Origin of the sequence: Paenibacillus cremeus (assembly GCF_007786445.1) — a bacterium.
GTDB lineage: Bacteria > Bacillota > Bacilli > Paenibacillales > NBRC-103111 > Paenibacillus_G > Paenibacillus_G cremeus.
The window spans coordinates 1-15,379 of sequence record NZ_VNJI01000030.1 but is presented as its reverse complement, the minus strand read 5'-3'; the positions used below and the strand labels follow the sequence as shown (position 1 = coordinate 15,379).

Here is a 15,379-nt window from a genome sequence, read left to right as displayed (position 1 = left end):
TGCCATATGATCTATTATGTTTATTTAAATATAAGTATTGCTCACAATTGCTTATTTAAAGGTAATATATTTGTTCTTTCAGTGTCAACTAGAATTTGACATAGCAAAAAACGGAACCATGTTTGTGAAATGGTTCCGTTTCGCTGTTATTGAAGCTGTTACTTAACGATGCTTAATCTCGTTCCAATCTCTCGCAGCCGCTGTATCCCGTATCCCGTTCGAATATCACTTATCGGCTGATTAATTGCGCCTTTTGCAGCAATCGCAGCACCACTGCAGCAGTCTCGGCACGAGTAATATTCGCACCTGGCCTGAGCTCATCCAGATCGCCTTGGATCAATCCACGGTTCAGCGTCTCTCTGACGCTTTCCTTCGCCCAATCCGCTACATTAGCCTGGTCCTTGAACGAGGAAAGGCTTATCGGCTGACCTTCTTGAGGGACAGTGACGAGCTTGAGGGCCCGGGCGATCATCACCATCGCTTCTTGCCTTGTAATGCCGGCAGTAGGACGAAGAGTTCCATCCTCATAGCCGTCCATGATGCCATATTCCTGAGCGGCTGCCGCGTAGGGGATGAACCATTCGGAGCCGGCTGCATCGCGGAAGGATGCGCTTGGGGTCGCACTCGCCAGACCTAGGGCCCGAACCATAACAGCACTGAATTCAGCTCGAGTAATCTCCCGGTCCGGAGCAAAGTGTGCGATATCCACGCCCTGCAGAATAAGTCGGCTTCCCAGCTCATTAGCCGCCTTCTGGCTCCAATGGCCATTAAGATCACTGAAGTCCAGACTATGCTGAACCACAGTAAATGTTCCGTTGGTCAAGCTGCTGATGACAGCATAGGTCTTTCCTTCATTCCTCACTAATTTCGTTGGTTCATGTGTCAGCGTCCCGACTTCCTTTACCAGCACGCCGGTAACGACCTCATTCAGATCCATACCTGCGGGAAGAAGGATGCTTCGTTCCGCGTAGCGGCTGAGCTTGGGCAGCTCCACCGTTTTTTCATTCTTGGTGATAGTAACCTGGAAATCAAGCGGTCCCGCTAACATCCTCAAGCGATCTTTTTGGACGCTCTGCTCCACTTGCTGCACCTTAGAGAGAGAAGGCTTCGCAATTCCAATCTTCACTTTCACGTCCTTTGAGCTGCCTTGGCCGCCCAGCTCCGTAGTCAAGGCATCCAAGTCTAGCTGTCCTGCCGTGAGCTTGTAGGAAGCATTGTCCTTCACAATCTCCACCGAAGACGACTTTTGCTCGAGGCTCTTCACCAATTCACCTGTAAGCTCCACGACGGTGAAATCCGCTTGGCTATTTACCGGTACAATCAGAACAGCCTTATCGCCGGATTGCTTCAATAATTCGCTAAGCTTCTGCTCATCCAAGGTGACCTTCGCTAGGGTTCGATTGCCGCTTGCCGTTGTGTCCTCGTGGATCAAGCCGCTGCTCACAACAACCGTCCTTTTCGTGCCGGCGCCGTTCCCCGGATCGCTGCTGACATCCTCGCCCCTTGAGGCAGCGACTTCTTCCGGATTGCCGGAAGTTCCTGTACTGCTTGACGAGCCCGATGCGAAAGGCATACCATAAACCGACACACCTACGGATTCGTCACCAGCCGTATTAACGGTTTTGATTACAAAGTGATAGTTGGTCCCATTGATTAAATTAGGGATGGCCGCCTCGTAAACTCCCTTGGTGACGGTGGTCGACAGCTTTAATGGCTCGTTAGCCGCTGCTGAATAAATGTTGACCTTGTCAAAGCCTTCGAAGGTAGGCTCTGCCCATTTCAGCGCTACCGCCCCATTGCTCGGCTGAACAGCCGCCTGCGTTACTTCCGTGCCTTCCACTTCCATCTTCAAGCTATCGTAAACAATCGCCGAGCCCAGATCCGTAATGCGGGTTCCTTTACTGTCATACATGGTGCGGCCGTAATTCAGCTTCAGCACATTCTCCCCATTGACCAGCAAGCCCGTATCAAACGGGATTTCCAGCAGCTTATAAATCCCCTGGCCACCGGAACGGATCAGTGCGGAATCATCCGGCGCAAAAGCCGCATCGTTGTAGCTGTACAATTTAATGACGGTGTCGTTGAGCGATATAGACAGCTGCGGCGCTCTGGAAGCTGCGATCGCAATCGACAGCAAGCCTTTCCGGCCAACCGGCTTCTGATCCAAATCGAAGCGTACCTTCCAGACCGAAGCTTGATCATTCATCGGCGCCTTCAGCCAATCCCGGGTTCCCGGCGTCAAGGTGGGCAGCTGGGCATATTCCCAATCGTTCGCCTCGACACTTTGACCGATTTTGAAGTCCACGCCATTCGGGATCTCAAACGGATATTGCAGAAACCAGCCCCAGTTTCTAAACTCCTGACCATGCTTAAACTCGGTGCTCTTCCGGTCGGCCACGCCAATCTGCCACAATTTCGGGCCGAACGTCTGGTGATTCCAAACGACATCGCCTACATTTAGCGACTGATTCGCGTCGACGGTAATCGTGGAATCGGATGTGAAGCTCTTGAACAAGCCGGTCTGATAAGCAGAGATGCGATACGTGCCCGGCATCACGTTCTTGATGGTGAAAGAACCGTCCGCCTCGGCCTTGGCGTAATAGTTGTAGCTCGTATAAGCTCTCTGCCAATCCGTATTCGGATCCGACAAAATGACAGTTGCGCCTTCCGCCATGGTTCCGTCGGAGATCACGAGCTTCCCGGAGACCGTCCCTCTCTGATCGGCTTTGTATGCCGTATCGGAAACCCAGCTGTACGGCCATTGGTGCTGCTGCGCTTCCTGCTTGCTAAGGGCGTCCTGGAACGCCTCCTGATACGTGGCTCCTTTATTCGTATACACGAACAACGGTCCCCACACCTTTTTATAGCCGGCCGGAACCTCCGGAACACCGCGACCAAAATGAGCCGAGCTCGGAGTCCAGTTGATAATATTGGAATAGGCGGTCTGATGCGTACCGATCTCCTGTGCCGTTGGCATCCCGTTCACGTAATCATGGCCCGCGTTTAAGAACCAAAGTCCGTACTGTTTGCCTGTGAGGCCATAAACATGCGATTCACTCTCATAAGAGCTGTAATCGTATTTGGAGGAAATGGTATTATCAGGGAGCCTCCATGTGCTGTCTGTTACGGTTGCACGGTCCGTAATGAGACTGGAATCCGGCAGTCGGCGTCCTTCGCCTTGGCCTTCGGTCATCTCATAGAAGAATTTGTCCGTGTCGGGACGGATGGACCAGCGGGTCTGACCGAATCCCCACGCGTATTTGCCCGGTGTTGCAGGCGCCGTCGGATCGTTATAAGCGTTCATGTATACATAAATCCCCGGCTCGGACTTACGAATCACGTAGTGCAGCTCATATTTCATCGGTCCGAAATTGGCATTCAAATCATGCGAGAACGTAATCTCGGCCATATCGGCATTACTTGCAATCTGATATTTGGCCAAAACTGTAGTGGACGTGTTGCTCGTGCCAAAGCTTAACGACAAAGTAGTCTGAGCATCTTTAGTCGGGTCGGTTTTGTACACCGGATTGGCTAGGAAATACCCCGGATTGCCTTGATTTAGCAGAGATACATCCCCCGGGTTATGAAGCTCGACCAAGTTACTATTCGTCTTATCAATGGTTGCCGAGATGTACTTCGTCCTCGTGGTAACCAGATTCCCCTCATCTCGAGTATACAAATAGTCCGCCGTAGAGGAAGGCAATCGATAGACATATACTTTGTAGGTCGTTTTACCGTTTACCACAATCGTAATCGTGTTATCGCCTTCGGTCAGCGGAATCTTGGAGGTACTCTGGCCGCTGGAGACCGGTTGTCCGTTTACAGTGATCGAAGCCGCAGGATCCATGGCTGCCGGCGTTAATACGATATCGCCGGTGCCAGCCGGGACATCAATATAGTGTGTAAACAAGTCGGGACGAAGATCTCTCGGAGCAATCCCCACATCCGAGGTCAAGCTTCTTAGGAAGCTCGCATCATAGCGGTTAAAGTTTAACGTATATTCCGTTTTGTTGGTCAATGCATCGGATTCATATACGGAAACGAAGACGGAGTTGCTTCCGACATTCAGCGGCACCACGGCATTCGTGCCGCTGACAACCTGCTTGCCGCCGACATAAATCACATTCGCCGAATTAGCCGCTGTCGGAGTCAGGATCACCTTATCCACCGCATAATCTTCGGCAATATTATTGTACGATAAGGTTCTTGGCTCGAAGAAGCCCGATGAGCTGTCCGGCTTCCCTTCGCTCAGCTTCAAGTCCAGGAGCAGATTCCGCCCGGTCTTGATCACATTGCGGAATTGATAGGTCCGGTTGATCTCCGGATTCTTCTTGCTTGCAACTGTGATGCCGATATTGTCCAACGCTGTGAGCGAATACGCAAAGAAGTCGGATGCTTGTCCACTGGCTACCGGTACCCCGTTCACAATAATATTGACATCCGCGGGAGCCTTGGCTACTGCGGTAGCTCGAATTTTGGCCACGTCCTCCGGGGAAACCAAGGAGTAGTTAAGATCCACGCCGTTGAAGGGCTGACGAAGCGGCATCTCTACGATATTGCCGCCCGAGTCCAGTCCCTCGAACTTCACCTGCTCCAGACCCAGCTCCACCGGCGGTGTTGCGGAGAGCTTCACCCCGGTCGTTTCTGAGCCGTCAGCCCGGACCCCCCGGATGAGAGTAAAGGAAGCTTTTCCGTTCGTCAGGCCTGTCACGGTATACGAATTTACACCACGGCCCTTAGTATCCAGCAAAGTCGAGGTCAAGGTATTGGCATCATATTTGTAGATCCTTATCGCTGAAACCGAAGAGTCGAGCGGATCGTCCCATAATACGGTATATTGGTTATCCGCATAGGTAACGCGCGCGTTCCTTACGTCCGCTCTACTGCTGTCATCCACGTTTACGGTTGCAGCCGCCGAAACTCCGCTATCGCTCGTAGCGATAATATAAGTGGTCCCAATACCATTGGCTGTCACCTGACCGCCGGCATCCACAATTGCCACGGACGGATTCTTCGATGTCCAGGTCACGTTCTTATAGGCCGCATAGCTCGGAGCCGCCGTCGCCGTGATGGTCCCCGTCTGACCCGGGAGCAGGTTTAGATTGTAGGAATTCAGCGTAAGGTCGGTAACCGGGTATAGATCCGGTTTGCTTGTAATCGTTACGCCGGTTGCTTCCTCATTCAAAGTGCTAACGGCTTTCAATAGGAATGTGTAAGGAGTTCCGTTCGTTAGGCCACTGAATACGGCCGAATAGGTCCCCTTTGTTACCGTAGTCGCGGGAACAGCGGAGCCATTCACGTAAATATTTACCTTGGCATATTGAGCGTCCGCCGGTTCGCTCCACTGCAGGGTTACTTGGCTATCGCTAGGGATTGCGCTTACATTCGCCACATTGCTTACGGCTACAGGAGCTTCTATGACCAGCTGCTGACTGGCAGCAATGGTCAAATCCGAAGTAAGCTGTGCTCGGATCGTGACGGTCTTTGGCGTACTTACCGCTGAAGAGATCGTCACCAATCCGTTGCTATCTACTGTAATTCCACTGGCTGGATTTTCAGCATTTTTATTGTCTGCATCATAGACAGACCACGTTACACTTTGGCCTGAAATCGCGTTGCCCAGCACATCGGTAACGGAGGCTGTGTATTGTGCGGTAACGTTAGCGTTTGGCTTGCTGTTCGTCGATGCGGGACCGCTTACGCCCAGTTGATAATTAGGCACATAAATATTCACATTATCTACATTGAGTACCGCGCCATTCAATCCGGGACGGAATTGGATTTCCCCCACCGTATTTACGGTCGTATTATTGAAGCTCAGGTAGCTGGCCGAGGAAGACAGCTCCGTGCTTCCATCCGTAACGGTTAGTTTATATCTGGCGTTCGCGGGGTCTATAATCGCCTTGAAGTGATACCACTTGGACGTATTGTAGCCGCTTACCACTTTCACTTGCGAGCTTCCGTTATAAGCGACAATATTCCCGCCGCTGTAGGCCAGACGAAAGGTAACGCTGCCGTTATTAAAGGAAGTGCCGCTATACATTTGCACCTCGGACACGGCGGTCGGAGATGGATTGTTCAAATCAAATTCAGTTACGAAAATTCGATTCTGTGCCGAGGCAAAGGGCTTGCCAAAATACCCTTGCGTGGTCGCATTGCTGTTCGTAACGGATGCATACTTCTCAGTTCCGTTATCCTTCGAGGCCACGCTAAGCGTTCCTCCCGTGCTTTTCCAATAATTCGTACTGTTTAGCGGGATGGCTGCATCCGTGGCATAGCTGCTAAAATCATCAGCTACAATGGTCTGCTCAGCCGCAGAAGCAACGGGGGTAAAAAATCCGCCCAGATTTGCCAGCAGCAGCGTGCAGAGAAGCATCCATTTCATCCCGCGCCTAAGCTTGGTTGACATATCCAATTCTCCTTCTCATGTACAAATTCATACATGTTCGTATGAACGACTGAACGTTCTTCAGCATAGGTCACGCGGTATCTGCAATCAATTGAATTTTTTTTGCATTCCGTCCTAACGAAGCCATATCGGTATTGCACTTTTTTGCCTAAATATGAATTCGTTGCATCAGTACTTACAGAGCAGCGTAGGCCATACCTCATCGATCGCTCCGACCTCTCCTCTGTTCATGCAAGCGCTAATAAAGTGCATCATATAGAAAAAGAGCCCAACCTTGGGCTCTTTCACAAAATGGTATTTAATGGCTTCCTTCAATGCTGCCTTGAGAACCGCCGGATGGTCGCTTGGCATTGTCCTGATTGAAGCCTCCCTGCTGCTGTCCGGGCCCCTTGCGTACTTGGCTGCGGTCGGGATGCACCATTTTTCCGCCAAGATCACCCGTATAGGATAGAAGGCCGACACCAACTAACATAACCAGCAGATACACAAACGACTTTCCAATATCTATTTTTTTTCTCCAAAGTACCCCTAATCGGACTAACGTAAGCAAAATGGCAAGGATCATGGTTATCTTCCCGAAGAGCTCATGCTGAGGAAAGAGCGGGTTGCGTTCCCCCTCCGGTCCGGTCGCGACAGCTGCGATAGCACCCAAGGTCCCGACAATAAGGCAAAGCAATCCCGCGGTATGCCAATCCTTCTTCTTGAACATCAAGGCCAGCAGATCAAACACAAAGCTGAACAGCAGCATGGCAATCGGGATGTGAATCACTAAAAAATGCGCATTTCGAATCAGATAACTCATAGTCTTCTTTTCCTCTCCACCATCAAAATGTAAAGCTGAAAATTAGTATCGAATGATTGCACACTACCCTGTACTTCGCCTTTCAGAACGATTAACAGCGAAGCGTGATCTAAAGAAATGATATAGATTTGCGCTAATCAGCCCTGCAAACAAATAAGATAATCCGCCGAAGGCACCATAAACAATTGCCCCTACAACAGCCGCGAGGATACTGTACTGAATTTGATCCTTAATTTTTGCCGGTGAGGTTGGCGGATCGGTCAGCATGAAGAATGCAAAAAAGAGAGACGCGTTTATAAAAGGCGGCCGGAACGCATCCGGAACCTCTTGAACATGACAAATCCCCATAATAAACAGCAAGATGAAATAAACGCCAAGAAATGTAAACACCTGCGGAAACTTATTTACCCGATGGACTACTACATAGCCTCCAAGCACAAGAATAGCGATGGTCCAGGCCGGAAGATCACCGAAGGCTCCCCACCAGCTTTGACCCGAACCGAATAACCAAATGGACATCAGCAGCCCAAAGACAGCGGGATTGAAAATGGGCTTGTTTTTATAGGCTAATACATGCTTGGACAAAATGGATATGACCGAGGTCGCTGCCACGATGTACCAAGTGTTGGCAGTACCTAGGATTAACGAAATAATTAATCCCGTGATGATCGCACTATCAGGCAGAGAATGCTTTCGGTTTCTCTTGGTATATATACCGCAAGCCACATCCGCCGCTATGCATGCCCCGACAGCAATCAAACCGTTCATAATTCCTTCTACACTACGAGCTCCGATGGAAGCTATAACAAGGAAAACCGTCATGAGTAATACGACATATCCCTTAGGTGTTTTGACCCATGAAGCGGCCTTCATTTCAAATCCCTCCAACCGTTACAATTTGCAGATCCGGGGTCACCAGTACCCCTTTCAGTTCCATGTTCTCGATGAATGTCTGCGCTTCTGGCCCATAAACAAATGATGCGGTTGAAGCCGCGTCCGCGAGCATGGCGAATGGGGCGACTACACTGCAGCTGACCCATGTATTCGGCGAATATTTGCTCGTAGGATGAATCAAGTGATGTATTTCTGGGTTTGTCGCGCTTTTGCGTTCGTAGCTTCCGGAGGTGCAAACCGCTTCGTTCGAAAGGGAGAGCTTGTATAGGATGCGCTCCGGCTCTGTCGGGTGCTGAATGCCGATCTCCCAAGGCTCGCCTCTATCGTTATGCCCTCCTGCATAAAGATCGCCGCCGGCATTTACGATAAATCCGTCGAAGGGCTCCAGCTCCTTAGCGGCCAAATCGATCGCGAAGCCTTTAGCGATAGCGCCCAGGTCGATCACGAGCGGTTTGCATAAATACACGGTGCGATCCTGTTCATTTAAGAGAATATCGCGATAGGATGTATGATCCGCGGCAGGGCTCTGAATGCTTTGACCGGTTAAATAATGACGATTGAAGCCATACTCCTCCATCACCTTACCCACGGCCGGATCAAAGATTCCGCCAGTCCATTCAGCAAATTGGAGTGCAAAGCAAAGAAGCTCAAATAACAATGGACTCACCGGAACCGGAGTCATTATCTGCCGGCAAGCCGCCATTAATTCACTATCCGGGCTAAAGCGGCTGCAGGTGTCTTCAACCTTTCGAAAAGCATCGAAAGCCCGTCGGATCCTTGCTTCGGCCTCCTGCTCGGAGTTTCCCGGTATTACTTGAATGTCTACCACGGTGTCCATATACAGCTTGGTTCTTCGCATTAAACGACTCATGGTCATATTTTGGCCTTGGATAGTGCATCTTGAACGGCATCCTCGAAGGCTTGCGTACTGTACGTGGCCCCGGATACGTTATCCACCCTCGCACTTTGTTTTTGCAGCACCTCATTAGGCAATCCCACTACATCTCTCTCCGAATAGTGCATGGCAAAATTGCTGATTTCTACGTCCGTAATCTTATCTTGTTTAATGGTCACCGTCACCCCGATCGAACCGCGGCGGTTTCTCCCGGAGCCAGTGTAAGTACCGTCTTTGTAGACCGCTTTCGCTTTCGTGGTCTGACTAATGCTGGATTGTGGACTGCTGGTTTGAACCGCTTGCGGCGGCAGCTGCATCGCCTGAGATTCCGTTGCGAAATAGCCGGCTGCATAGATTGCACTAATGGCAGTGGAGCATAGGACGATCCACGGCTTGCTCATTTTGGCCATCCCTGTCATCCTCCGTTCTGACTGTAATCTATCATTATTGAATCCTGCATACAGCAGTATACCACTCAATTATTTAATTTTGCTTAAAATCGCTTATCCGCGGGAAACTGGATTAAAATTTCCGCTCCCACCCCCACTTCCGACTTCACGCGGATGGTCCCATGGTGCGCTTTAACAATCCATTGGGCGATCGATAGCCCTAATCCGGTCCCGCCTTCCGTGCGGGAACGAACCTTATCCCCCCGGAAAAATCGTTCAAAAATATGCGGCAGGTCTTCCTCCGGTATGCCGCAGCCGCTGTCCTTCACGCTAACCTGGATCGCATTAGCAGTACTATGACAAGAACATTCGATCGTGCCGAGTGGAGGAGTAAATTTCAAGGCATTGTCCAGCAAAATGATAAACATTTGCCGGAGCCTGCCCTCATCCCCCCACACTACACTCTTTTGACAGTTCGTGTGAATTTGCACATCCTTGGTTTCAGCCAAAAGCCGGAAAGAATCTGCAACTTCCTGCAATACTACATGAAGCGGCACAACCGCGGCATGAATTTGGAGCTCATTGGAGTCGGTCCGGGCCAGTGTAAGAAGATCGTCGATCAACTTGCCCATCCGATTGCTTTCTTTCAAGATAACGGCGATGCTGGGGCTTTCCTCTTCGATGGTATGCTGGGGATGCCGGAACAAAAGCTCCGTTCGGGCTTTGATGACGGCCGTTGGAGTCCGCAATTCATGGGAGGCGTCGGCAACGAATTGCTGCTGCTTTTCCCAGGCGCGCCGAATTGGCTTTAACGAATGTCCCGCCAAAAAATACCCGGCCAGGAGTGAAAACAGTACCCCTACGATGCCTCCTAAAGCGAGATCCGTCTGCAGCGCTTTCAGCATGCTTCGCTCCGACTCTTGATTACGAACAATGGAAACAGCATTCACATGAGTAGTTGATCCCGACGGTGAACCTGGATTAGTAAATTGCAACACCCTATACTGTGTATCCTCATAATAGATAGTCTTGAATTGATTATCCCCCGAAGTTAAATAAAAGGATGCTGCCGGGTTCAATTCAGTAGACTGCCCCGGGAATTGCTTGATTAAACTTCCATGCTCGTCCCATAATAAATAGCTTATTGTCCGGTCGGCTTCAGGCTCGAAGTGATTGCTGCGGAGCATGGAATCAATCGATCGCATCAAGATCCGCTGTTTGACCAGCTTAAGGGCTTCGTCGGCCTGATGGGTCAGTTTGAACTGCATGTGGGTATACAGTAAAAGGCCCAGCGCAAGCAAGATTAGAATAAGAACTCCGGCATTTAAGAGAAGCAAACGTAATCTAATTCTGCTAAACATCGGGCTCCCCCTTGAACAAATAGCCCACTCCCCGGATCGTTCTTAAATATTCATCTACGCCATACGGCGCTAATTTCTTTCGTAAATGATGGACGTAAACGTCGACAGCCGATGAGGCGGAATCGGAATCAAAGCCCCAGATTCGGTCGAAAATCTGCTCCCGGGTTAAGATCTGCTCCTGGTTGCATAAGAAAAACTCGAGCATTTCATATTCTTTGGCTGACAGCTTTAACGATTGCTCTCCCGCCATGGCATCCCGCTGTGATGGATTTAACCGAAGCGGTCCGCAGGTCAATCCTCCTTGATGGTCCAAAGTACCGTATTTCCGGAGGGCGGCTCGGGCTCTGGCGAGCAGTACGCTGACAGCAAAAGGCTTGGTGACATAATCGTCCGCACCCGCGTCCAAGCCCTTTACGCAATCTTCTACGCTGTCTTTGGCAGTCAGTAAGATGATCGGGGTCAATATTTTGTTTTTTCTCAGTCTTCTTACAATTTCAATCCCATCCATTCCGGGAAGCATGATATCAAGGATAATAAGATCATAGGTGGTTTGCTCCGCTTTAAAACATCCCTCATCCCCGGAAGATACTCCTTCGGCCACAAATGATTCGTTCTCAAAGATTTCTTGAATCGCATTCAGCAGCGAAAGATCGTCTTCAACGACCAATACCTTCATTTGGCCTACCTCCGTTTGAATAAATGCCACTATATACTAAACGACTTGTATTCAGTATACGGATTAATTATTGAAATTACCTTAAAACCGTCGGCAGCGGCAGAACACCAAAAGGCCTGCTATGTTTAGCAAGCCTCTTACGACTCTCGACGCGCGTTAGAGTGGAATAATTTCACTGGTTAACAGACCTAATATTAAATAAATAAATTCACTTTTGCATCCGTTGCATCGCCCAGATATGCAGCAACTCCTGCATATTCAATGCCATCCAGCAATTCTTCCTTTTGCAAACCAAGCAAGTCCATGGTCATTGTGCACGCTACTAATTTAACCCCTTGCTCTTGAGCTAATTCAATAAGCTGGGGAAGAGACAGAGCATTGTGCTTTTTCATTACATGCTTAATCATTTGAGGTCCCACTCCGCCAAAATTCATTTTGGATAATCCAAGCTTATTCGCCCCGCGCGGCATCATTTTTGCAAACATTTTTTCCAAGAAGCCCTTTTTAACGAATACTTGGTCATCTTTGCGAAGTGCGTTTAGTCCCCAAAAGGTAAAAAATATGGTCACTTCATGGTCATACGCAGCGGCTCCATTGGCAATAATAAATGCCGCAATAGCTTTATCTAATTCTCCACTAAACAGAACAATCGTAGTTTTTTCTTTATTTTCTGCCATCAGCTGATCATCCCTTCTTTGTTGTGCTTATTGGGTAAAAAAAAGGAGAATGACACCGGATCCTATCATTCTCCGTTCATTTCTTACGCCTTTTTAATCCAAAACTTATATACACCCTTTTCTTCTGCATCACTCAGCAATTCATGTCCCAAACTTGTAGCCCAAGCCGTAAGATCCTTTTTAGCACCTTTATCGGTTGCATGGACCTCTAATACTTGACCGGATTTGAGTTCTTCCATTGACTTTTTTGTTCTGACAATTGGCATCGGGCAGGCCAAGCCTTTAGCATCCAATACTTTATCGCTGTTCATGGTTTTTCCTCCTTATTTATCGTGAACTGCACAGCGGTTCGGACCTATTTCCATTTCTCGTTGTTCTTCTTCATTTGGATTCATTTTCCCCATATTGGTTTGGCGAATTTCTTGGTACGAATTGGGTTGAGGCGGTAAGTTTTCAGTTACTGTTTTACGGAATTCGCTCTCATCTTGAATATTCAATCCCGGATTTTCTTGATACAAAGCTCCTAAGCGACCGGATACAAGTCCTCCTTCACCAAGTTCGGATATATTACCGAAATGAGCAGGCAGTACAACCAGATCCTCGGATAGATCTTTATAGCGGCTGTACAGTGTCTCGCGAAGGTCATCTACCCAATCTTCCGCGAGTCCCGCCAAATCAGGACGGCCGATCGATTCAACGAAGAGAATATCTCCAGTCAAAAGGTACTTATTATCGATAATGAACGATGTCGATCCAATGGTGTGCCCCGGTGAATAAATGGGCTGCACCTTAATCGTTTCATTACCAACGTAAATGTCTTTACCTTCTTCTAGTTTCTCGTATTTAAACGTCACCTCCGTCGCATCCTTTGGCGGCAAATGATACGTGGCACCGTATTTCTCAGCCAGCGCTCTTCCCCCGGAGATGTGATCCGCGTGAAGATGGGTGTCGATCGTGTGCATGAGCTTGACATCTTTTTCTTGCATAAATTGCTCATATTGATCCATCATGCGGCTTGTATCAATAATGGCGGCTTCTCCATTGGAGAGCACCAGATATGACAGGCAGCCTTTCCCAATACGTACAAATTGGTAAAGCTCTCCTCCGCCGGACAGATCCGACACCTTAACAGGCTCAAGGTACTCGCTCCACGATTTCATGCCGCCTTCCAGGTAAGAAACATGATTTCTCCCTGCCTCAGCGATCTGCTCCGCGACCATGATAGACGAGCCTTCTTTCGCGCAAACTACCAGAACCGGCCTACCGTCCGGAATTTTCTCCAGAGCTGGAGTGATGTCATCCAATAAATCAAAGTATGGGATATTAATGATTTCCACACGGGTACCTTCAATTTTCCAATCGATAAAATCAGCTTCATTCCGTACATCGAGGATAAACAATGCTTCGTTACTGAGGACCCTGTTTGTTACTTCTTTTGCTGTCATTTTTGAAATCGTCATTGTTGAATTCATCCTCCTGTTTTAGAGTTTTAGAACGTTAATGTGATGCTCAATCTTTTTCTACTTCGCCAGTCCATTCCGTCATGCCTTGAACCGCATTTTTCACATTTTTAAAGCCTTTCTCCGCTAATGCCTGACAAGCTATATCACTGCGGTTCCCTGAACGGCAAACCAGATAATATTCTTGGTTCGGATCGAGCTCATGCAGCCGTTTTTCAAGCTCGCCTAAGGGTATGGATTGGGCTCCAGGAATTCGGCCGAAAGCAAATTCAGCAGGCTCGCGCACATCTACAATGTTTAATTTTTCGCCAGTGGACAGTTTATTTTGGATTACTTCATTGAAAATCGTATGCGGGAATTTGGTTTCCTCTTTCGTTTCAGTTGGATTCGATTTACGCAGGTAATGGCGATAGATACCATTTTCTTCTTTCAATCCAATATATTGATGCCCGGTACGCTTCGCCCAACTCTGAAGATCCGCCACAGAGCCCCTGTCGGTTGCGCGCACCTCCAACACTTCACCGGTTTTCATCTCCTCGATCGCTTTTTTGGTACGAACCACCGGCAGCGGACATGCTAAACCTTCACATTCCAATGTTCGATCAACTTGTACAATGGTCATTTTATAGCCTCCTAAAGTTTTTTACCGTAAGACACGTCTCCGGACCATTCCAACATGCCTCCAAGCATATTAACGACGTTATAACCTCCCAATACCCCATGGGGTATATTTTTAAGCAAAAAAAATTAGTAGTCCAGTGAACTTATCATTAATTATTAATACCCATACCCGTTAAGGTATGTTAATACTATAATCAATTCTTTCGTTTACGTCAACCCCCTGTTGCGAGTTGGTTTGACGCGCATTTTTCCTTACTCAAAGGGCACAATATAAATGCTTTTATACAACATTTTCTTCAATTGAGGTGACTTAAGCATTGGAATGCAATGTGGGTAAGACTGAGCAAGTGATTCGAATAACCATTGGTTCAGCCATACTTCTTACGGGTTTACTTAATAAAAGTTGGTGGGGCCTGCTTGGAGTAGCACCAATTATTACGGGAACAATCCGGTATTGTCCTTTGAATTCGGCACTGGGAATTAATAATTGCGAAGTCCAGCGTGCTTGAAAGAAAGGTTCACATTTCAGATTGAAATGTGAACCTTCAGGCTGTCGAGAAAGTCTCTCGATAGCCTTTTTAATAACCATAAAATTTAACACGACACCGCGTTAATGTGATATAATTGAGTTACTACTTACGAACGGATGGTGCTTGTTATGCTTCGCTCTAGCCGCGATAAACAACAAAATTACGAGTTGGTCTCCATCGAGGAGTTGGTCCCTGCCGATCACTTACTTCGAAAGATTGATAAGCACATTGACTTCACTTTCATTGATGAGAAAGTTCGTCATCTTTATTCCTAGGACAATGGTCGGCCCGCTATTGATCCTCTTGTTCTTTTTAAAATGATTTTTCTTGGTTACTTTTACGGGATTCGTTCAGAGCGGCAGTTGGAGCGCGAAATTCAGACAAACCTTGCCTACCGATGGTTTCTAGGGCTTGGGTTAACGGATCGCGTTCCAGACCATACCACGATTAGTTGGAACAGACGAACACGATTTAAAGACACGTCGATCTTTCAAGATATCTTTGATGAGATTGTGCTTCAAGCGATCTCTCACCGCATGGTAGGTGGTCGTGTCTTAATTTCGGATTCGACACATGTAAAAGCCAACGCCAACAAGCATAAGCACACCAAAGAGCAAGTGCAGCAAAACACACGGGACTATTTGGATGAACTCAATGCCGCCATT

General features: G+C 48.4%; 12 protein-coding genes and 1 pseudogene. 2 read left to right on the top strand and 11 right to left on the bottom strand.

The features are described 5' to 3' along the window. Nucleotides 1–229: 229 nt before the first annotated feature. From FPZ49_RS21345 to FPZ49_RS21295, 11 genes are all read right to left on the bottom strand, one after another. Complete coding sequence (locus tag FPZ49_RS21345) at nucleotides 230–6,409, bottom strand: S-layer homology domain-containing protein (RefSeq protein WP_144850742.1); 6,180 nt, start codon at nucleotides 6,407–6,409, stop codon at nucleotides 230–232. A gap of 298 nt (nucleotides 6,410–6,707) precedes the next feature. After that, entirely contained in the window at nucleotides 6,708–7,211 is a 504-nt protein-coding gene (locus FPZ49_RS21340) for a DUF2231 domain-containing protein (RefSeq protein ID WP_144850740.1), read from the bottom strand. A 63-nt stretch (nucleotides 7,212–7,274) separates the two neighbouring features. Then, a complete protein-coding gene (locus FPZ49_RS21335) occupies nucleotides 7,275–8,084 on the bottom strand; it encodes an RnfABCDGE type electron transport complex subunit D (protein ID WP_144850738.1) in 810 nt (269 codons plus the stop codon). 1 nt (nucleotide 8,085) lies between these two features. Beyond that, complete coding sequence (locus tag FPZ49_RS21330) at nucleotides 8,086–8,964, bottom strand: FAD:protein FMN transferase (protein WP_144850736.1); 879 nt, start codon at nucleotides 8,962–8,964, stop codon at nucleotides 8,086–8,088. Nucleotides 8,965–8,978: 14 nt separating this feature from the next. Then, nucleotides 8,979–9,410 carry an FMN-binding protein gene (locus tag FPZ49_RS21325; protein WP_144850734.1) on the bottom strand — a complete coding sequence of 144 codons (432 nt, stop codon included), beginning with the start codon at nucleotides 9,408–9,410 and terminating at the stop codon, nucleotides 8,979–8,981. Nucleotides 9,411–9,493: 83 nt separating this feature from the next. Further along, entirely contained in the window at nucleotides 9,494–10,750 is a 1,257-nt protein-coding gene (locus FPZ49_RS21320) for a sensor histidine kinase (RefSeq protein ID WP_144850732.1), read from the bottom strand. Further along, nucleotides 10,743–11,426, bottom strand: a complete 684-nt coding sequence (locus FPZ49_RS21315) for a response regulator transcription factor (RefSeq protein WP_144850730.1) — start codon at nucleotides 11,424–11,426, stop codon at nucleotides 10,743–10,745. Before FPZ49_RS21315 ends, FPZ49_RS21320 begins: the two co-directional genes overlap by 8 nt. A gap of 194 nt (nucleotides 11,427–11,620) precedes the next feature. Next, entirely contained in the window at nucleotides 11,621–12,103 is a 483-nt protein-coding gene (locus FPZ49_RS21310) for a DsrE/DsrF/DrsH-like family protein (RefSeq protein WP_144850728.1), read from the bottom strand. A gap of 83 nt (nucleotides 12,104–12,186) precedes the next feature. Then, nucleotides 12,187–12,414 carry a sulfurtransferase TusA family protein gene (locus FPZ49_RS21305; protein WP_144850726.1) on the bottom strand — a complete coding sequence of 76 codons (228 nt, stop codon included), beginning with the start codon at nucleotides 12,412–12,414 and terminating at the stop codon, nucleotides 12,187–12,189. 12 nt (nucleotides 12,415–12,426) lie between these two features. After that, nucleotides 12,427–13,563, bottom strand: coding sequence for an MBL fold metallo-hydrolase (locus tag FPZ49_RS21300; RefSeq protein WP_144850724.1), 1,137 nt, complete (start codon nucleotides 13,561–13,563; stop codon nucleotides 12,427–12,429). Between the two features lie 49 nt (nucleotides 13,564–13,612). Beyond that, nucleotides 13,613–14,185: a sulfurtransferase TusA family protein gene (locus tag FPZ49_RS21295; RefSeq protein ID WP_144850722.1), complete on the bottom strand. Its 573-nt coding sequence runs from the start codon at nucleotides 14,183–14,185 to the stop codon at nucleotides 13,613–13,615. Nucleotides 14,186–14,513: 328 nt separating this feature from the next. On the opposite strand from FPZ49_RS21295, the gene FPZ49_RS21290 reads away from it, so the two are divergent. Continuing rightward, nucleotides 14,514–14,693, top strand: a complete 180-nt coding sequence (locus FPZ49_RS21290; protein ID WP_261381526.1) for a YgaP family membrane protein — start codon at nucleotides 14,514–14,516, stop codon at nucleotides 14,691–14,693. A gap of 149 nt (nucleotides 14,694–14,842) precedes the next feature. After that, a pseudogene (locus FPZ49_RS21285) lies at nucleotides 14,843–15,379 on the top strand (transposase); the annotation flags it as partial.

Excerpts from the sequence above, each read along its gene's own strand:
- FPZ49_RS21345 (WP_144850742.1), bottom strand. The coding sequence starts at position 6,409 with ATGTCAACCAAGCTTAGGCGCGGGATGAAATGGATGCTTCTCTGCACG.
- FPZ49_RS21340 (WP_144850740.1), bottom strand. The coding sequence starts at position 7,211 with ATGAGTTATCTGATTCGAAATGCGCATTTTTTAGTGATTCACATCCCG.
- FPZ49_RS21335 (WP_144850738.1), bottom strand. The coding sequence starts at position 8,084 with ATGAAGGCCGCTTCATGGGTCAAAACACCTAAGGGATATGTCGTATTA.
- FPZ49_RS21330 (WP_144850736.1), bottom strand. The coding sequence starts at position 8,964 with ATGCGAAGAACCAAGCTGTATATGGACACCGTGGTAGACATTCAAGTA.
- FPZ49_RS21325 (WP_144850734.1), bottom strand. The coding sequence starts at position 9,410 with ATGGCCAAAATGAGCAAGCCGTGGATCGTCCTATGCTCCACTGCCATT.
- FPZ49_RS21320 (WP_144850732.1), bottom strand. The coding sequence starts at position 10,750 with ATGTTTAGCAGAATTAGATTACGTTTGCTTCTCTTAAATGCCGGAGTT.
- FPZ49_RS21315 (WP_144850730.1), bottom strand. The coding sequence starts at position 11,426 with ATGAAGGTATTGGTCGTTGAAGACGATCTTTCGCTGCTGAATGCGATT.
- FPZ49_RS21310 (WP_144850728.1), bottom strand. The coding sequence starts at position 12,103 with ATGGCAGAAAATAAAGAAAAAACTACGATTGTTCTGTTTAGTGGAGAA.
- FPZ49_RS21305 (WP_144850726.1), bottom strand. The coding sequence starts at position 12,414 with ATGAACAGCGATAAAGTATTGGATGCTAAAGGCTTGGCCTGCCCGATG.
- FPZ49_RS21300 (WP_144850724.1), bottom strand. The coding sequence starts at position 13,563 with ATGACGATTTCAAAAATGACAGCAAAAGAAGTAACAAACAGGGTCCTC.
- FPZ49_RS21295 (WP_144850722.1), bottom strand. The coding sequence starts at position 14,185 with ATGACCATTGTACAAGTTGATCGAACATTGGAATGTGAAGGTTTAGCA.